The organism is Motiliproteus sp. SC1-56 (assembly GCF_017309075.1).
Classification (GTDB): domain Bacteria; phylum Pseudomonadota; class Gammaproteobacteria; order Pseudomonadales; family Balneatricaceae; genus Motiliproteus.
Genome location: NZ_JAEMGS010000020.1, coordinates 19,503 through 36,978 on the forward strand (window position 1 = coordinate 19,503; position 17,476 = coordinate 36,978).

The window sequence follows — 17,476 nt, forward strand, 5'->3', positions numbered from 1 at the left end:
AACCGCTGTGACTGCGACAATGACAAAAGGTGCATTTTATCAACGCAGGCAGGCTGCGTTCTACCGGTGCAGGGCACAAAAAAGGGGGCCTCGCCCCCTTTCGACCGTTGGCCTTAGCCTGAACCCGATCACGGGCTAGACGTCGCCAAAAGCGCGCGAAACCACCCGGTTACGCGCGCCCCCGATCGACCTATTGGCCACCGCCCAGTTTGTAGACGTAAACGGCCAGCTTCTTGATTTCGTTCTCACTCAGGCGCTCGTTGAACGCAGGCATCACCGCCTCGCGGGTCTTCGGCTGGTTGGGGTCATTGACCCCGTGAGTGATGGTGTAGGTTGCACTGGCGACCGGATCAAGATCGCTGAAGCGCCAGACAGCGTCGGTCAGATTCGCCGAACCCAGTGCCTGGATACCCTTGCCATCGGCCCCGTGACAGCCAAAGCAGCCCTTGCTTTGGTAAAGCGTCCGCGCTTCCTCACTGGCACCATCCCAGTCAGCCACAAGCGAGGCCAGGGTTGCGATCTCCTGCTCGGACAACATGCTGCCATGACCGATCATCATGCCCCGTCGACCGTTGGTGATGGTCTGCTGAATGGTCGCCACGCTGCCACCGTAGAGCCAGTCGTCATCAGCGAGCACCGGGAAGATGTCGCCCCCCTGGCCTCCGGAGCCGTGGCATGCGGCGCAGTAATCCCCGAAAAGAACCCGCGAGGAGGCGACGGTATAGGCGGTCAACCCCTCGTCGGCCAGAATCTCCTCGGCGCTCAAGCCGGCGATCTGCTCCTCGTACTTAGCGCGGACCTTCTCAACCTGCTCGAGCCCCTCCTGGTACTCGCCGACCATGGACCAGCCCAACACCCCTTTGCTCCAGCTTTCCCCCATGGGGATCATGGGGTACAGGATGCCGTAGGCCACCCACCAGGCGAGCGATATCCAGAAGCCGATCATCCACCAGCGGGGGATGGGATTACGCAGCTCGCGTATATTGTCGTCCCAGACGTGGCCGGTATTGTTCTCGCCCGGGAATGGATTTTTATCCGCCATTTTTATCTCCGTTATCAGTGCGCTCATCGTCCAGGGGCATGTATTTCTTGGATTCCAGATGCTCCCGATTTTTTGGACGCAGCGCGTAGACGTACACGACAACCATCAGACAGAAGACCACCACGGTGAGCACGGTGCCCACCCAGTCGTTGGCGGTCATGGCTGTCCAGTCGGTGCTGAAATATTCAGCCAGTTTACTCACGGTACACCTTGTTATCGTCAAGCTTGGCCATGGTGCCCAGAACCTGCAGGTAGGCGACGATGGCGTCCTCCTCCGTCTTGCCCTGCACCTCGGCGGGGGCCGACTCGATATCTGCCTCGATATAGGGCACCCCGATGGTCATCATGCCGCGCATGCTCGCCTGCACCTTCTCAGGGTTGATTTCCGCGTGCTGCAGCCAGGGATAGTTAGGCATCACCGATTCGGGTACCACCGAGCGCGGTTCGCGCAGGTGCTTACGCTGCCAGATATCGGAGTACTTGCCGCCGACCCGGGCCAGGTCAGGACCGGTGCGCTTGGATCCCCACTGGAAGGGGTGGTCATACATGGACTCCGACGCCAGTGAATAGTGGCCATAACGTTCCTTCTCGTCGCGGAAGGGACGGATCATCTGCGAGTGACAAAGGTAGCAGCCTTCACGCAAGTAAACGTCGCGGCCGGCCAGCTCAAGCGGGGTGTACGGGCGAATGCCGTCCCCCGGCGCCCAGTCGCTCAGAGACTCGCCAGCTTCACGCTTCCAGACGATCTCCGGCGCCGTGCTCTTGTGCTCCATGGTTTTATCGATGGTGAACAGGGGCACGATCTCAACGATGCCGCCCACCGAAACCGCGATGGCGATCCCCACCACCAGGGCCCAGATATTGACCTCGAACCACTCTTGCAGGTTCTTGGGCTTAGTATTTTGTGCCATGTTTCAATCCTCCTTTAAGCGCCGGCGACAGCAGTTTGCGCCTGGGAGACTCGCCCCTCGGCAGTAGACTTGCGAACGGTCATCAGCACGTTGTAAAGCATGATGGCCGCACCGGTCAGGAAGATCGCGCCACCCACGGCACGCATTGCATAGTAGGGATGCATTGCGGCAACCGACTCGGCGAAGGTGTACACCAGAGTGCCGTAATCGTCATAGGCACGCCACATCAGGCCCTGCATGATGCCGGAGACCCACATGGCAACGATGTAGACCACAGTACCGATGGTGAAGCACCAGAAATGCACGTTAACCAGGCGCGTGGAGTACATTTCGGTGTGGAAACAGCGGGTAATCAGGTGGTACAGGGCACCGGCGCCGACCATGGCGACCCAGCCCAGCGCACCGGAGTGTACGTGCCCGATGGTCCAGTCGGTGTAATGAGAGAGCGCGTTGACGGTCTTGATCGACATCACCGGGCCTTCGAACGTGGACATGGCGTAGAACGCCAGGGACATGATCAAAAAGCGCAGGGTGTAATCGGTACGCAGCTTATCCCAGGCACCGGACAGGGTCATCATGCCGTTGATCGCGCCGCCCCAGGAGGGAATGATCATGGCCAGAGAAACTGCCGCCCCCAAGGAGCCGGTCCAGTCCGGCAGCGCGGTGTACTGCAAGTGATGCGCCCCCAGCCAAACGTACCCGAAGGTCAGGGCCCAGAAGTGAATGACCGACAGACGATAAGAGTAGACCGGGCGGTTCGCCTGCTTGGGCACGAAGTAGTACATGATCCCGAGGAAGCCCGCGGTCAAGTAAAACCCGACGGCGTTATGACCCCACCACCACTGGATCATGGCATCCTGAACACCGGAGAAAATGGAGTAGGATTTGAACAGGCCCACCGGAATGGCCAGGCTGTTTACCACGTGCAGGTAGGTAATCATGATCATCATTGACAGGAAGAACCAGTTCGACACATAGATGTGCGAGCTCTTGCGGTTGAAGATGGTCATGATGAAGTTGAAGGTGTAGGAGAGCCACACGACAGCGATGGCGATATCGATCGGCCACTCAAGCTCCGCATATTCCTTGCCCTGGGTCAGCCCCAGCGGCAGGGTGATGACCGCGCTGACGATAATCAGGTTCCACCCCCAGAAGGTGAACCAAGCCAGCTTGTCACTCCACAGACGCACGCCACAGGTGCGCTGGACTGAATAAAACGCGGTGGCCATCAGCGTACAGCCGCCAAAAGCGAAAATCACCGCGTTGGTGTGCAGCGGACGCAAGCGCCCAAAGGTGATTTCCGGAATATTAAAATTGAGTACCGGCCAGGCCAGCTCCGAGGCAATATACACCCCGACGGATGCGCCTACCACGAGGTAGACAACTGCCATGACGGCGAACCAGCGTACAACGCCAAGGTTGTACTTCTGTTCAGCTGTGGCGTCCATGAACCCCCCCTTTTGGGTCAGACAAACTTGAATAAAATTGATCAAACCCGACTAAAACCATCAAGTTAACCGGGTTTTCGAGCGGCGCCAATAAGACCCGTTTTTGTAGCAATTGTCAATTCCAGTGACATCCCAAAATCTGCTTCCTGACGCTAAGCCCAGCAGCAGGAACGGATTTCCATCAAGCCGGCGCCACCCTTCTCACTCTATCAAGTGAGGTTTCTCAGTTTTTTGACCCAAATCAAGGCGCACCAAAAATACCCATACTCTCTAAGTGGAAATGACAATCCCTATTTAGCTTAGTCGAACCCGGAAGGCATTTTTGCGAGCCGACCCGGATAGATTCTCCTCGTAACTGAAAGTGCAGCCGCAAGGCCAGTATGATTTAATGTGGGCAACTTTATTCCTCGGCCGCCTCGGTAACGCAAGAGAGCCGAAAACCTATTTTCACGGTGCAAACAACAGTGACCATAGAAAACCAGATCAAGTGGGACCTCGAACTGATCCGCCGTTATGACCTTTCAGGACCCCGTTACACCTCCTACCCCACCGCGATACAGTTCGACCCGGACCTCAGCGCCGAACAACTGGTGGGCAAGGGGCAAGAGACCGCTGATGCCAGCGCCCCCCTGTCCCTTTACCTGCACATCCCGTTCTGCACCCATGTCTGCTATTACTGCGCCTGCAACAAGGTCATTACCCGCAACAAGAAAAAAGCCCAGCCGTATCTGGAACAGCTTTATCGAGAGATGGAGACCCTGTCCGAATGGTACGCCGGCGATCGCGTGGTCAACCAGCTCCACTGGGGAGGCGGCACCCCCACCTTCATCAACGATGACCAGATGCGGGAGCTAACCGACCGTCTGCGCCGCCACTTCCGGCTTCGCGACGACGACCAGGGCGACTACTCCATTGAGATCGACCCTCGCGAAGCCGACGCTGAGCGGATGAAGGTGATACGCGAACTGGGCTTCAACCGGGTAAGCCTTGGGGTCCAGGATATCGACCCCAAGGTGCAGGAGGCGGTAAACCGGCTCCAACCCACCAGCCTCTCCGAAGAGATTATCGGGGCCGCCCGTGAAGAAGGGTTCCGCTCGGTCAACATCGATTTGATCTACGGCCTGCCCCACCAAAGCATCGACTCCTTCGGGCGCACCGTGGAGAAAATCATCGAGATGAGCCCCGACCGGCTCTCGGTGTTCAATTATGCCCACATGCCCGACCGCTTCCGGTCCCAGAAACACATCAATGAAGAAGACCTGCCGGTCCCCGCGGACAAGCTGATCATCCTCGAGAACACCATCAACCAGCTGCTCGCAGCCGGCTATGTCTACATCGGAATGGACCATTTCGCCAAACCCGAGGACGAGCTGGCCATTGCCCAGCGTAACGGCCAGCTGCATCGCAACTTCCAGGGTTACACGACCCACAGCGACTGCGACCTGGTGGCCATGGGCGTCTCGGCCATCAGCCAGATTGGCGATGTCTACTACCAGAACGAGCACGACCTGAAGCTGTACCAGGACCGCATTGATCAGGACGCCCAGGCCATCAAGCGAGGCGTGATTCTCAACGCCGATGACCGGATTCGGCGGCGGGTGATCACCCAGCTGATTTGCCACTTTGAGCTGGACCCGGCGCAGATTGAGCGAGAGTTCAACCTGGACTTCGACCGCTATTTCGCCAAAGAGCAGGAGCTGCTCCGCCAGTTCGCCGAAGACGGCCTGCTGGTCCGCGAGGGACGCCGGATCAAGGTCACACCGGCCGGGCGCCTTCTGATTCGCCGCATCTGCATGACATTCGATGCCTACATACCGCAGCATGAAGCCGGACGGACATTCTCGCGAATCATCTGATAACCGGTGCGCAATAACGGCTTCGCTTTCTTTAATGAAACCTTCAACCCTGCCGATAAATGGTACATAATGCTTCGGATTAGTGTCTGAAAGCAGTAACTTTTTAGCGGCAGGGATGAAGGTTTATGGCTGAAAAGCCACAACAGGTCGAGAAATTGCGATCGCTCGGAAGTAACCATTGCAACAACTGCGGTCTCGCCGCACTGTGCCTGCCCCTGTCGCTCAACGCGAGTGATATGGAGCGCCTCGACGGCATTATCGAGAAAAGCCCGCCACTGAAGAAAGGTAGCCACCTGTTTCACCAGGGCGACCCTTTCGTCTCCATCTACGCGGTCCGCGCCGGCACCATCAAGACCTACACGGTCACCAACCAAGGCGAGGAACAAATTACCGGCTTTTACTTCCCGGGCGAGCTGGTTGCGCTGAGCGCCATCGCCACCGAGAGCTACCCGGTGTCCGCCAAAATTCTGGAAACCACCACGGTGTGCGAAATCCCTTATGAGCGCCTGGACGAGCTCTCCGGCCAGATGCCGGAGCTGCGGCGCCAGCTCATCGGCACCATGGGCAAGGAGATTCGCGAAGAGCAGCAGATGATGCTGCTGCTCAGCAAGAAAACGGCCGAGGAGCGGGTAGCGACCTTCCTGATCAAGCTCTCCAACCGTTTCCGCAAGCGGGGCTACTCGGCCTCCATCTTCCGCCTCTCCATGTCACGCAATGAAATCGGCAACTACCTCGGCCTCGCCGTGGAAACGGTCAGCCGAATCTTCACCCGCTTTCAGAAGCAGCACCTGATTCGGGTGGAAGGCAAGGAAATTGAAGTACTCAACTTGGATGATCTGTACCAGGTCTCCGGCGAGCCGCGCCGCCGGACCGACGATGAAAACGCGCGCGTTTCCTCCTAACGCGCCCTTCCCCTTACCACCCCAGCACCAACGCTCAAACCACGAGGATTGTCCATGCATTTTGACGAGGTTTACCTGAAATCCGCCATCCGCGCCGTGCCCGACTGGCCTGAGGCGGGGGTGACCTTCCGCGATATCGCCCCGCTTTTTCGCGACCCCAAGGCCCTTCACATCGTAGTCGACGCCCTGTGCCAGCACTACATGCAGGCTGACAACACCCACATTGCCTCACTGGACGCCCGGGGTTTCCTTATCGGCTCCATCCTCTCCTACAAACTCAACCTGCCGCTGATCCTCGTGCGCAAAAAAGGCAAACTGCCCTGGAAGACGTTGCAAGAGGAATACCAGCTGGAGTACGGCAGCTCCACCGTTGAGGTACAGGAAGACGCCTGCAAGGAAGGTGATCGGGTATTGATCGTGGACGATCTGATCGCCACCGGCGGGAGCATTCTTGCCGCCAGCACGCTCTTGAGAAAACTGGGTGCAGAAGTCACCGGCGCCGCGGCCATTATCGACCTGCCGGACCTGCAGGGTTCGACCCGGCTGCAGGAGGCTGAAATCCCTGTCCATACTCTGATCGCGTATTAAGGCGTTCCCTCGCCCCCGTGGCCGTTTTCACGCAGAAAACGGCCCAGCTCGCGATCTCTGACCAGAATGTGGTTTACCAGCCAGTCGTTAAGAAACGTTAGAAGCTCGACCTCCATCCCCTCCTGGTCGTGACTGCAACGAATGTACATCGCCCAGACCTCATCAATGAGCTGGTCGTGGAGACGTTTGTGGGCGGCATAATCCGGATACGCCACTGCCCGCATCAGCGCCTCCTCGTCGTGAAAGTGCTCCTGCGTGTAGTTGAGTAACTGATTGATCGTTGCCTGTACAACCAGAGGGCCATCTTGACCGTGAATCGCGCGGTGCAGGTCCGCCAACAGGTTGAAAAGCTCCTTGTGCTGGCCGTCGACGCCATCATCGCCCACTCGAAAAGCTTCTCGCCACTGAAAAGGTCCCAAAAACATCTCCTCGCATTCAAAGCAAAAACCACAAAAATCGACCTGTCATATTGCCATAAGTCATCCCTTAGGGAAAACCGCCCATTGACACCTCGAGCCCAGTCTTTGAAGATCACTTTAAGGGCTTAGATTACGGGCAGAATATGATCCTTAGCTTTTCAGCAAACCGCCACGGCCGCGACTTCTTTTGCGGTGATCTGCACGGCATGTACGAGCCGCTTTTCACCGCCCTGCACAGCCAAGGTTTCGATTTCAAGCACGACCGGTTGTTTTGCACCGGGGATCTGATCGACCGCGGCCCCGATTCGCTCGCCTGCCTTAACTTATTGGAACAGCAGTGGTTTTTCGCTGTCCGGGGCAACCATGAGGCGCTACTGCTTGACGCCGTCCTTGACACCAACAAGCAGGCCAGGGAATTCTGGGCGGCCAACGGCGGAGACTGGGCTCAAGCTCTGGACGAAACTTCCCTCAGACAATGCGCCGAGCTGATCAAAGCACACATGCCCCTGATGCTTGAAGTGTGCAACCCCGGCTTTCATATCAGCCTCTGCCACGCCAGCTACCCGACGAATGACTGGAGCCAGCGCCAGCAGATTGCCCAGGACCCGAAGCAGGCGGCCCATATCATCTGGTCCCGGCGCCGCTTTCGTAACAATCGAACGCAGCTCATCCGACATACAGACTGCATGCTTCACGGGCACAACATCGTCGACCGCCCTAGGCGCTTGGGAAACCTGCTGTTTATCGACACGGGAGCGTTTCTAACCGGACGGGTCACCCTGCTGACCACCCAGTCTCTTAAGGATCGTATGCGTCCGAGCGCCAAAAAGCATACTGGCGTCCCGCCCCTTCACCCCGTAAAATAGCCGCCCCTGCATCACCTTCCCTACATCTTTCCAACGAGCGGAAAAGTTCCTATGTGGTTCAAAAACCTTGTTTTTTATCGCTTCACCCAGCCTTTTACCACCGACGCGGAAGCCCTTCACGAACAGCTTTTCGGCAGCCGATTCACCCCCTGCAGCAGCCAGGAACAGACCCGCTACGGCTGGGTTCCTCCCATGGGCAAGCTTGGAGACCAGCTGGTTCACGCCAGCAACGGCCACTTGCTGCTCTGCGCCAAGAAAGAAGAGAAAATTTTACCCGGCTCCGTCATCAAGGAGATGCTGGCCGAGCGCGTAGAGGCAATCGAAACAGAGCAATCACGTAAAGTCCGAAAAAAGGAACGGGATGAGCTCAAAGACACTCTGATGATGGAGCTGCTCCCCAAAGCCTTCAGCCGCCACCAGCTGACCTTTGCCTATATTGCGCCCGAGGCGGGGCTGCTGGTCGTAGACGCCAGCAGCGCCAAGCGCGCCGACGAACTGACCGCCTTCTTGCGCAAAACCCTCGGCAGCCTGCCCATTACCCTGCCGGCGCTCAAACAGGCCCCGGCCGCGACCATGACCCATTGGGTCAGCGAACAGTCGCCACTGCCAGGGGGGTTTGAGCTGGGCGAAGAGGCCGAACTCAAGGATCCCGGTGAAAACGGCGGCGTTATCCGGTGCAAACAGCAGCACCTCCTGTGCGACGAAATCAGCACCCACCTGGCGGCAGGCAAACAGGTGGTCAAGGTAGCCCTGGACTGGAAGGAGACCCTCAGCTTTGTACTGGGCGAGGACCTTATCGTACGCCGGGTGAAATTCTCGGACGTAGTCCAGGAGAAGGCTGCGGAGATGGGCGAAGCGGACGCCGCGGCGGCGTTTGATGCCGATTTCACCCTGATGACCCTGGAACTTGGCCGTTTCCTGCCCGAGCTACTGGAGGCTCTGGGGGGCGAAGATGACGGTGCCTATGCGCCGGCCATCGCGGTCTAATTCACGACCGATACCGGAGAGGGTTGCATGTACTCGGTAAAGGAGATTTTCTACAGCCTGCAGGGGGAAGGCGCCATGGCCGGCCGCCCCGGCGTTTTCTGCCGCTTTACCGGCTGCAATCTCTGGTCCGGCCGTGAGCAGGACCGTAGCAGCGCCGCCTGTAACTTTTGCGACACCGATTTCATCGGCGTGGACGGACCGGGTGGCGGTAAGTTCGCCACCCCTGCGGCGCTTGCCCAGGCAGTAAAAAGCCACTGGCCCGCGGGGCATGGCAAGCCCTTTGTAATCTGTACCGGCGGAGAGCCGCTGCTCCAGCTGGATTCCCCCCTGGTCGAGGCCTTCAAGGCCGAGGGGTTTGAGGTGGCGATCGAAACCAACGGGACCCTGGCTCCACCCCCGGGCATCGATTGGGTTTGTGTCAGCCCTAAAGGCAGCGCTCCCCTGCAACTTACCCGGGGTGACGAACTCAAGCTGGTCTACCCCCAGGCCGATGCCCGCCCCGAACAGTTCGCCGGGCTCGCATTTGAGCACTTTTTCCTCCAACCCGAGGCCGGGCAAGCCGGCGCTCAAGATGCCTGCATTCAATACTGCCTTGAACACCCCCAGTGGCGGCTGAGTCTGCAGACCCACAAGCTGATCGGCATTCCCTAAAGACCGCCCCGGCCCCGGGAATGGGTTCCCTGCTATGGTTAGGGAACAGCGGGGCCGCTTTTCCGGCCCCTGGGTATTTTCGAGTCACAGGAGCCCTTTTCGATGAACCCGTTCAATCAGCTACCCAAAGCCGCTGCTAGCAAATCATTGCGCACCGGGGTCGCAACCCTGATGTTGGTCTGCTGGGTTCTACCCTCCTCCACCCTCGCCGCATCGCCCATTACCGGAGCCAAACCCCTAGCCCCACAGCCGTCGGCTAGCGCGATCAAGCCCGGGCTGGCGGTAACCTATTACTACGCCATGTTCGAACACGTCCGTGATATTCCCCATCTGGTCAGCGGTACGCCCGGGGAACCGATCCCTGTTCTCGATCACGACACCGATACCGGACGGGTGCTGACTGGCAAACGGGCCATGGGCGTGGGCGCTGAAATTCGCGGCCTGATCCGCTTCCCGGAGCCGGGCACCTATGTGTTTCGGGTCAACTCCAACGACGGGGTAAAGGTGCAAATTGCTGGCCTGCTGGTCCACGAAGACCCCTGGATCCACCCCGACACCCTCTCAGACCCCATCCCCTTCACGATCGACACGGCCGGCTGGTACCCGTTGAGCATCGATTACTACCAGAAAAAGGGTACATCGGCTCTGGGCTTATACTGGACCCCGCCCGGCGAGGATAAGGAGGTTGCAGTGCCGGCGGAGTTCTACGGCCACCTGGAGTAAATGAGGCCTGGAACTGCAAGCCTGCTCGGCACACGGGGTACGGAAAAATGAACGATGGCAGGGCTGCTCCTTAAGCGCCTGACGCGGCCTCCGCCCTATCAGGCCACGCTCACCCGAGTACCGGCCTCGTGCCAGACAATAGTAAGCCCCGTGATGTTGGCGCAACACTCACAGCGCTTGCGGGTGCATATCAGGTATTCGTTCTGGTTAAGCTGGTCCGGGGAGTGGTGACGGGCGTTGACAAATCCGTGTCGATGGAGCTGATTGAGCCGTTCGCTAAAGGCTTCCAGCGTGTCACAGTTGCTTTTGTGAATCGCCACAGCTCAGCTCCTCTTCCGTTGAATTCGCTATTCCAAGGCCCTTCTTTGGCGGCGATTCCGAGCTAGCTCTTTGAATCGCATGAAACTTAAGTATAACCCTGCCCGCTGGCCTCTCCAGTGAATGATATTCATACCGCTAGCGCAAAAAACGCTACAAAGTCGACAGGGTTTAACAATTACGCCCGTAAATTTTTTTTTCTGCTGCAAGGCAGCAGCCAGGACTTAAGTAGCAACAGAAGGGCAACGAGAGAGGAGAGACTGGATTGGGGCGCCAGAGCACCGGGGAGAAAACGGGCTAAAAATGTAAAAAGCCGACCATCCGTGGGATGGTCGGCTTAGCTCCAATTTTTTATTTTTATTGCCGGAGCGCTTGAGGGGGTCGGCGGCTTATTTTTATTTTTACCAACCCACAGAGACGTTGTTTTTTTTCTTTTTGTTTTTGTTGTTCTTACCCTTAAAGTTTGCACAGGCTGTGCCACAAATCGCAAGTCATTGTTTAAATTGACAATGTTATCATGGTTTGCGATATATCAGCTCGACTACTGACGACATCTGTTACGTATTTACCCGGCAGCGTAACGCACCAGGGGTAACCCCGTAACACTGCGCTTTACCGCCTCCCGGATACCCCTCCGGGCTATCGTTAGCCGCGCAACACCCTTTATACTACCGAAAAATTTTCGAGGCCCCGTCATCATGTCCAAGCCGCTCATTGCTGTTCTGAACGGTCCTAATCTGAACCTTCTGGGTACCCGCGAACCAGAGATTTACGGGCATCAAACCCTGCAGGATGTTGAATCCGAACTGCGCGCCCGTGCGGTTCACCACGGGTTTGAACTCGATTTCCAGCAGTCAAACCACGAAGGGCGGCTGGTTGACCTGATCCAGGAGGCCCGAGGTCAGGCCGCCGGGCTTATCATTAACCCGGCAGCCTACACACACACCTCGGTGGCAATCCTCGATGCCTTGAGCGCCTACGAAGGTAAGGTTGTCGAAGTTCACCTCTCAAACATCCACAAGCGTGAACCTTTTCGTCATCACTCCTATGTCTCTCGACGCGCAGACGGTGTTGTCGCGGGGCTCGGCACCTTTGGCTACCTAGCGGCGCTGGACTACCTCGCGGGCCTGCTAAAGCGCCCGTAGCGACACAGCCACCAACGCAGGACGCCGTCCCACAAGAAACCGCTTTCAGCGCTCGAAGATGTAGATCAAATCACCGCCACTGCTGTAGGTACCGGTCTGGGATTCCAGACTCCAGCCCCTGCCCAGGCGGTAGCGCATGAAAAAGGTGTTGGTGGGCTCCAGCAGCCCCACCCCGTACTTAACGTAAAGGCGCGGCGAGAGGTACTTGCCGATATAGAGGGCGGTTTGATCGATCCCCTCGCCGCTCTCCAGCCCCAGCTCATCCACTTTAAGCTGGTCCTGCACGTTCTCGGCCAGCGAATTGCCCCCAAAGACCGCCAGCGCCATCGCCGCCTTCTGCAACATTTCCTGTTCCGAGGTTGTCGCCTGAGCCCCCGGCGCCCGCCCCAGAAGCAGGTAAGAAAGCAGGTGCTGCTCCGGCATCGAGGGTGTGGAAAAGAGGTCCAGCCGGGGGTCGCGCAAGGTACCGCTGACCCGGGCCCCCACGGTGACCTCCTCCACCTCCCGACTGATCCGAAGGTCAAGCCCCGGGTTGTCCAGCGGCCCGCCGCTAAACACCAGACTGCCCCGTTCGATCGTCAGATCCTGGCCGTAGAGTCGGTACTCGCCTGCGGCCACCCGCAGGGTGCCGGTGGCCCGGGTCGCCCGTCGCTGGTCATCCTCGATCAGCACACTGCCTTCCAGGCGGCCGTTGAAACCCAACGCATCCAACTGCACCTCATCCCCCAGAGTCAACCGAAGTCGCGCATCCAGCGCCCGCGCCTGTCCGTCCTCCCGCTGATCGGCTGCGGCCGCTTCCCGCACGACCACATCGGAGGAAGGGGCGGTGGCCGACTCGATCTTGGGCGGCTTGATTTCAGCTTCCGGTACACGCACCTCGCCACGCAGCTTCATCACTTCCGGGGTCATGCTGAATTCGATCTCAGGGGAGATCCAGGCCTTCACCTCCTCCGTTCCCACCGCCTGAAAGCGATCGCCGTCAAGGCTGACCCGAGCCGTACCCTGAAGCGGATCGAATTCCCCCTCGATATGCACTTCACCTTCCCCGGAGCGCAACCCGCCGCGCAACTGCAACCCGGATCCCGCCGGGCTGCTCTCGATATTCAGCCCCACCGCAGCGAGTGCAATTCCCAGTGCCGGCACCTCAGCACCACCTTGCTCCAAGCTAAACGCCCCCTGCCAGCGAGGATTATCCAGGGTTCCCCCTGCCACCAAGGTGGATTTGAGGACGCCCTTAACCGACTGCACCGCCGGGACCAACAGGGCGAGAAAACGAAGGTCGCTGATTTCCGCACCAAGCCCGCCTTGCAGACGCGCCTCGCCGTATGGGTCCTCCAGTTTGAAATCCCCCTCGATCCGCCCCCGGGGATAAGAGAGCGGCCAGCGCAAAGTCCCTTGCAGGGCGTCGCCGTCTCCCTGCACCTCCAACCGGGCCGTATCACCGGTAAAGCGAAGGTCTGAATCCGGCAGCCACAACCGGGCCCCCACCAGCTCCGTAACCAGCTCCACCGCAGGCGCGGCCGCGCCGGTTCTTCTCAGCGCCGCCCGCCCTTGCACCCCCCCGTCGACCTCGGTACCCGGGGGCAGCCAGGGGCCCGCCAGACTCAGGGGCAGCTGGCTGAAATTCAACCCCAGCTCGATATCCGTTGGCGTCCGGGAGCCAGAGGCGCAAAGCTGCGCGCCTCTCGGCCCCTGCAGACAGAGCGAATCAAGCTCAACCCCGGCGGCAGCGGCACGCAGCGCCACCGGCGCCTGCTGTTGCCAGCGATCCAGCCAAGGGTTCTCAATCCGCAAGCCACTCAACGCACCTTGCCAGACTGCATTTTCCCAACTGCCGGCAAGCGTCGCGATCAGGCTCACCGGACCGCCCGCTGCATTGAGCGAAACACGGTGTTGCAAAGGCGTCCCCTCTCCGCTCAGGGTGAGCCCGCCCCAAGATTGCCCCTGGGCCTCAAGCCCGCTGGCCTCCACCTTCACCCATGAGGGCTCCTCGCCGCTCGGGTCAAGGCGAACGTCCGCATTCAGCGCATCCAGGCGCGACTGTTGCCAGGCCAGCTCACGCGCGCTGATGTCCGCCAACACCCGCGGTGCCTCCAAAGGCCCGCTCAGCCGGCCCTGGGCTTCGATCCGGCCCCGGGCATCGAGCAGTCGCTGAAGATTCGGAATGGCGGCAGACCAGTTGACATCCAGCGTTTCATCCACACGCCCATCCAAGGTTATTCGTGCGCCGCCCAGCTGCAGGGCGGCATCATCGACCTGCAGCGAGCGCCCATCGAGGGCGCCATTCCCTCTCCCGGCCAGGGTTTCACCCCGCAAAGTGCCGCTCAGGCTGTCCAGATGCCAGTCCAGCTTCACCCCGCGGGCAGGATCCAGCTCCCCGCGAGACCGGAGGCGGAGTGAAACTTCACCCGGCCACTCGGGCCAGTTAAGCCCCGGGTTGATCGCCTCGGCATCCGCTTTCATGTCCCAGGTTACCCGGGGCGCCCAGGTTACCGCCCCTTCTGCCTGTAAAGTCCCCTCCAGGGTTGCCCCCGCCACGCCAAGCCGACGAAACCCCTCACCGCTGCCTTGGGCATCGAGCCGCCACTGCCCCCGGGGCACGGACTCCCCTTCCACTTCGGCGGTCACCACCAACCGGTAATCGTCCAGCGGCCCTTCAAGTTCAAACGCCCCCGTCCCGCTTCGCACCTGGGGCGCGCCCCTGAGGGGGTATCCGAGCCTCCCCCAGCCACCGCGCAGCGAAAGTCGCGGTGTCTCAAGCCACTGCTCAACCCGCCCTCTCACCTCAACTCGGGCGTCGCCTTCCACTTGCTGCAGGCGGGCGTTGGAAACCTCCAGTAACTCCGGCGACACGCTCAGCTCCAGCTCAAGATCCCCGTCCCCCCACTCCGGCAACGGCGCTTGTAGCCGGGCCTGTGCATTCAGGCGCTGCCCCACCCCTTCCAAACCCAGTGTCCCCTGCAAATTACCGCCGGCAAGCGCTGGCGCCAGCTGGCCCAGGTCCAGGGTGAGATCACGGATGCGGGCACTGTAGACTGGCTCCTGCTGCATCAGGGCCAACTCAGCGGCCAGCTCCGCCCCCGCCAGCCCGGAAAGGCGCTGGTGCAGCTGGAGGCGCTCCAGGTCACCGCCGATCTCCCCCATCCCCTCCAACACGGGTCTCTCCGGCAGCTGCAGGCGCCAGCGGGTGTCCAGCTGCAGCGGCCAATTCTGGTTCAGTCCGAGGCGGCCGGAGAGTTCCAAGGCGCCCTGGGGGGCCTCCACTCCGACACGATCGATCACCAGCGCCTCACCCTCGGTGCGAACCGCCAAGGCGACCTGGTTAATTTCAGCTATCGGTGCGGGTTCGCCGGTCTCACTCAGGCGTTGAATAGTGACACCTTCAACGCGGAAATCGTTCAGCTCAACCTGCAGGGGCAGCGCAAGCTCCGGCAGTTGAAGGGAAGGCGCGGGCTCCTCAGCGGCCGGGGGCTCCTGGGCAGGGAGCGTCAAAGCCAGCCCCTTTAGCCTGAGCGCCTCCACCCTGAGCGTCTTCGAAAAAAGCGCCTGGGGCGTCCAACTCAGGCTGGCTGCATCGAGCGCCAGGCGCAGGTCCCCAGCACGGTATTCCACCCCCTTCACCGACAGACGGCTCCAGAGGGATCCCTCCAGCGCCTGCACTTGAAGGGCTTCGGGTGGAAGCCACCGTTGCCCCAGGGCCAGCAAGCGCTCAAGTCCCGCCGTGGTGGCAGTCAGGTAGTAGCCGAGTGCGGCCAGGGCGAGCACCAGCCCCAGCAGCGCCGCACCCAACCAGCGGAGCCCGGTCAGGAGCCTACGCGCCGAGATCACAAGTCAGGCCCCAGGCTGAAGTGAATCCGCATGCCGCTGGCTTCGGAATCCAGGGGCCAGGCCAGGTCCAGTCGCACCGGCCCCACGGGCGAGAACCAGCGCAGGCCAACCCCGGCCCCCGTGTTAAGCTCAATTTCGGTTCCGGTAAACGCATCACCCTGATCGACAAAGGCAGCCAGCGCCCAGCTTTCACGGAATTGGTAGTCAAGCTCGGCGCTGTAAACCAACTGGTGAGGGGCACCAATCCGCTCACCGTCGCTGTCCCGGGGGGACAGGCTTTGATAGTCATACCCCCGCACGCTGTTGTCTCCGCCTGCGAAGAAACGCAGCGTTGCCGGCAACCGGTCAAAATTCGCCGAGGCCGTCGCCGCGAAATCGACGCGGCCCAGAAAGCGGAGGCGCGGGAGCAGAGTGTTGACGGTTTTGGCGCCGACCCGCACCTGGGTGAAATCGGTATCCGAGAGCACCAGGTCACTGCCCCCCAACGCCTCAACGGAGAGCCGGTAACCATCTTCAATCTGCAAACGGTTGAGGACAGAAACATAACTGAACTCCACCCGGGGAATCAGAAACTCCGAAACCTGCTCGTCATCCCCAAAGACGAATCGCTCCCGCTGCCACTCCAAGCTGTAGATGCGATGCCAGCGTGCCTTGTTCATCCATGAAAGGCCCAGCAGCTGGCGCTGGGCGTCAATGCTGTCGGAGAATTCGTCCTCCAGATCTGCCCGCACCACCCAGCGATCCCGCTGTGGCCGCTCCCCCGGTATGCTGTATTCTGCCCCCAGGCTGCGGCGAATTTCGGACAGCAGCAGCTGAGTCTCCAGCTGATGGCCGCGATCGTTTACCCAGCGCCGCGTCATTCCGGCCTTTCCCCGGGCGCCGGTATCGGTGCCGTATCCCAGCCCCAGGCGGTACTGGGTGCGTTTATTGGGTTCCAGATACACCTGCACGGGTACATCCTGCCCCTCCGCCTCGCCCCACAGGGGGCTGACTTCGACCCGCTGAAAATAGCCGGTATCGACCAACGCACTCTGCAAGTTAATCAGGGCACGGCTGCGCACCGGCTGCCCGGGTTTAAAAGTCACGTAACGGTCGATAAAGTCGGCGTCCAGCGGCGTCTCGGAGAAACGCACCTCGCCGATACGAAACTGGGGACCGCTCTCCAGTTGCAGTTCAATCCGAGCCCGGTAGGCCGCCAGATCCACCTCGACACGATGGCGCACCAGCTCGGCGCGGTAATACCCCCGCTCTGCGGCCAGCGACTGCAGCCGGCGTTTGAACCCCTCATAGACCTTGTGCTCCAGGGGAGCCCCCTCCACCAGGGGCGACTCCTCAAGTAACGCCCTGAACGCAGGGTCAGTCCGGGCCTCCCCGGTGACCTCGAGGATCACCTCCCCGAGTGGGATCTGCTCTTCGGGATCGATGCTGTAGCGGGCCAGCCATTGATCATCCTGGTGTTCGAGTTCGGTCGAGATTTGCGGGCGATAGTAGCCATAGGGTTGCAGCGCGCGACGAATCTCCTGATCGGCCTTCGCGTGCAGGTAGCGGAGCCGGGAGGGGCTGGTCACCGCTTTCCCTGCCAGGGGCGAAACGCTGAGGAAGGCTCGAACGTTTTCCCGGATCTCGCGGTTAACGCCCAGTATTTCCACTTTGAGCTCCCCGCTTTGCTGTGCAAAGCCGGCCACCGGCCACAGGCCTAGCAGCATCAAGAGGACAAAAACCCGTGGCTTTCCCATCCATTCCTCATCTTAGAAGCCGGCACCGAATTCCGGCTCATCCCTAACCATAGCGG

General features: G+C 60.2%; 16 protein-coding genes. 8 read left to right on the forward strand and 8 right to left on the reverse strand.

Translation table 11 applies throughout. The annotated features are described in order from the left end of the window. Window positions 1-190: 190 nt before the first annotated feature. The 4 genes from ccoP to ccoN are packed head-to-tail and all read right to left on the reverse strand — an operon-like array spanning window position 191 to window position 3,401. Window positions 191-1,042, reverse strand: coding sequence for a cytochrome-c oxidase, cbb3-type subunit III (ccoP, locus tag JGZ97_RS17080; protein WP_207063913.1), 852 nt, complete (start codon window positions 1,040-1,042; stop codon window positions 191-193). After that, entirely contained in the window at window positions 1,032-1,244 is a 213-nt protein-coding gene (locus tag JGZ97_RS17085; RefSeq protein ID WP_207063914.1) for a cbb3-type cytochrome c oxidase subunit 3, read from the reverse strand. Before JGZ97_RS17085 ends, ccoP begins: the two co-directional genes overlap by 11 nt. Then, the gene (ccoO, locus tag JGZ97_RS17090) at window positions 1,237-1,953 is read right to left on the reverse strand and encodes a cytochrome-c oxidase, cbb3-type subunit II (RefSeq protein WP_207063915.1); all 717 of its coding nucleotides are present in this window, start codon (window positions 1,951-1,953) and stop codon (window positions 1,237-1,239) included. The genes JGZ97_RS17085 and ccoO overlap by 8 nt, the downstream gene beginning before the upstream one ends. A 14-nt stretch (window positions 1,954-1,967) precedes the next feature. Beyond that, window positions 1,968-3,401, reverse strand: a complete 1,434-nt coding sequence (gene ccoN / locus JGZ97_RS17095; protein ID WP_207063916.1) for a cytochrome-c oxidase, cbb3-type subunit I — start codon at window positions 3,399-3,401, stop codon at window positions 1,968-1,970. Window positions 3,402-3,865: 464 nt separating this feature from the next. Here ccoN and hemN point away from each other — a divergent pair, with 464 nt between their 5' ends. From hemN to JGZ97_RS17110, 3 genes are all read left to right on the forward strand, one after another. Then, the gene (gene hemN, locus JGZ97_RS17100; RefSeq protein ID WP_370584093.1) at window positions 3,866-5,257 is read left to right on the forward strand and encodes an oxygen-independent coproporphyrinogen III oxidase; all 1,392 of its coding nucleotides are present in this window, start codon (window positions 3,866-3,868) and stop codon (window positions 5,255-5,257) included. 125 nt (window positions 5,258-5,382) lie between these two features. Beyond that, entirely contained in the window at window positions 5,383-6,159 is a 777-nt protein-coding gene (fnr, locus tag JGZ97_RS17105) for a fumarate/nitrate reduction transcriptional regulator Fnr (RefSeq protein ID WP_207063918.1), read from the forward strand. Window positions 6,160-6,213: 54 nt separating this feature from the next. Then, window positions 6,214-6,747, forward strand: coding sequence for an adenine phosphoribosyltransferase (locus JGZ97_RS17110; protein ID WP_207063919.1), 534 nt, complete (start codon window positions 6,214-6,216; stop codon window positions 6,745-6,747). Here the strand turns inward: JGZ97_RS17110 and JGZ97_RS17115 are convergent. Further along, on the reverse strand, window positions 6,744-7,166 hold the full coding sequence (locus JGZ97_RS17115; protein WP_207063920.1) for a bacteriohemerythrin: 423 nt from the start codon (window positions 7,164-7,166) through the stop codon (window positions 6,744-6,746). The genes JGZ97_RS17110 and JGZ97_RS17115 overlap by 4 nt on opposite strands. Before the next feature lie 143 nt (window positions 7,167-7,309). On the opposite strand from JGZ97_RS17115, the gene JGZ97_RS17120 reads away from it, so the two are divergent. The 4 genes from JGZ97_RS17120 to JGZ97_RS17135 all read left to right on the forward strand — a co-directional run bounded on the left by JGZ97_RS17120 (window position 7,310) and on the right by JGZ97_RS17135 (window position 10,393). Beyond that, window positions 7,310-8,032 (forward strand): metallophosphoesterase, encoded by a 723-nt coding sequence (locus JGZ97_RS17120; protein WP_207063921.1) that lies wholly within the window; start codon window positions 7,310-7,312, stop codon window positions 8,030-8,032. Window positions 8,033-8,083: 51 nt separating this feature from the next. After that, window positions 8,084-9,019, forward strand: coding sequence for a recombination-associated protein RdgC (gene rdgC, locus JGZ97_RS17125; RefSeq protein WP_207063922.1), 936 nt, complete (start codon window positions 8,084-8,086; stop codon window positions 9,017-9,019). A gap of 27 nt (window positions 9,020-9,046) precedes the next feature. Next, the gene (gene queE, locus JGZ97_RS17130; RefSeq protein ID WP_207063923.1) at window positions 9,047-9,670 is read left to right on the forward strand and encodes a 7-carboxy-7-deazaguanine synthase; all 624 of its coding nucleotides are present in this window, start codon (window positions 9,047-9,049) and stop codon (window positions 9,668-9,670) included. Window positions 9,671-9,772: 102 nt separating this feature from the next. Next, the gene (locus JGZ97_RS17135) at window positions 9,773-10,393 is read left to right on the forward strand and encodes a PA14 domain-containing protein (RefSeq protein WP_207063924.1); all 621 of its coding nucleotides are present in this window, start codon (window positions 9,773-9,775) and stop codon (window positions 10,391-10,393) included. Window positions 10,394-10,491: 98 nt separating this feature from the next. On the opposite strand, the gene JGZ97_RS17140 is transcribed toward JGZ97_RS17135, so the two are convergent. Next, window positions 10,492-10,713, reverse strand: coding sequence for a hypothetical protein (locus JGZ97_RS17140; RefSeq protein ID WP_207063925.1), 222 nt, complete (start codon window positions 10,711-10,713; stop codon window positions 10,492-10,494). Between the two features lie 696 nt (window positions 10,714-11,409). Between JGZ97_RS17140 and aroQ the strand changes: the two genes are divergently transcribed. Further along, window positions 11,410-11,856 carry a type II 3-dehydroquinate dehydratase gene (aroQ, locus tag JGZ97_RS17145; RefSeq protein WP_207063926.1) on the forward strand — a complete coding sequence of 149 codons (447 nt, stop codon included), beginning with the start codon at window positions 11,410-11,412 and terminating at the stop codon, window positions 11,854-11,856. Between the two features lie 45 nt (window positions 11,857-11,901). Here aroQ and JGZ97_RS18565 read toward each other — a convergent pair whose 3' ends face one another. Together JGZ97_RS18565 and JGZ97_RS17155 are read right to left on the reverse strand one after the other, a co-directional pair. Continuing rightward, window positions 11,902-15,684, reverse strand: a complete 3,783-nt coding sequence (locus tag JGZ97_RS18565) for a translocation/assembly module TamB domain-containing protein (RefSeq protein WP_207063927.1) — start codon at window positions 15,682-15,684, stop codon at window positions 11,902-11,904. Continuing rightward, entirely contained in the window at window positions 15,681-17,420 is a 1,740-nt protein-coding gene (locus JGZ97_RS17155) for an autotransporter assembly complex family protein (protein ID WP_207063928.1), read from the reverse strand. Before JGZ97_RS17155 ends, JGZ97_RS18565 begins: the two co-directional genes overlap by 4 nt. Window positions 17,421-17,476: the final 56 nt, after the last annotated feature.

Coding starts and splice junctions, on each gene's coding strand:
- ccoP (WP_207063913.1), bottom strand. CDS start 1,042: ATGGCGGATAAAAATCCATTCCCGGGCGAGAACAATACCGGCCACGTC.
- ccoO (WP_207063915.1), bottom strand. CDS start 1,953: ATGGCACAAAATACTAAGCCCAAGAACCTGCAAGAGTGGTTCGAGGTC.
- ccoN (WP_207063916.1), bottom strand. CDS start 3,401: ATGGACGCCACAGCTGAACAGAAGTACAACCTTGGCGTTGTACGCTGG.
- fnr (WP_207063918.1), top strand. CDS start 5,383: ATGGCTGAAAAGCCACAACAGGTCGAGAAATTGCGATCGCTCGGAAGT.
- JGZ97_RS17110 (WP_207063919.1), top strand. CDS start 6,214: ATGCATTTTGACGAGGTTTACCTGAAATCCGCCATCCGCGCCGTGCCC.
- JGZ97_RS17120 (WP_207063921.1), top strand. CDS start 7,310: ATGATCCTTAGCTTTTCAGCAAACCGCCACGGCCGCGACTTCTTTTGC.
- rdgC (WP_207063922.1), top strand. CDS start 8,084: ATGTGGTTCAAAAACCTTGTTTTTTATCGCTTCACCCAGCCTTTTACC.
- queE (WP_207063923.1), top strand. CDS start 9,047: ATGTACTCGGTAAAGGAGATTTTCTACAGCCTGCAGGGGGAAGGCGCC.
- JGZ97_RS17135 (WP_207063924.1), top strand. CDS start 9,773: ATGAACCCGTTCAATCAGCTACCCAAAGCCGCTGCTAGCAAATCATTG.
- aroQ (WP_207063926.1), top strand. CDS start 11,410: ATGTCCAAGCCGCTCATTGCTGTTCTGAACGGTCCTAATCTGAACCTT.
- JGZ97_RS17155 (WP_207063928.1), bottom strand. CDS start 17,420: ATGGGAAAGCCACGGGTTTTTGTCCTCTTGATGCTGCTAGGCCTGTGG.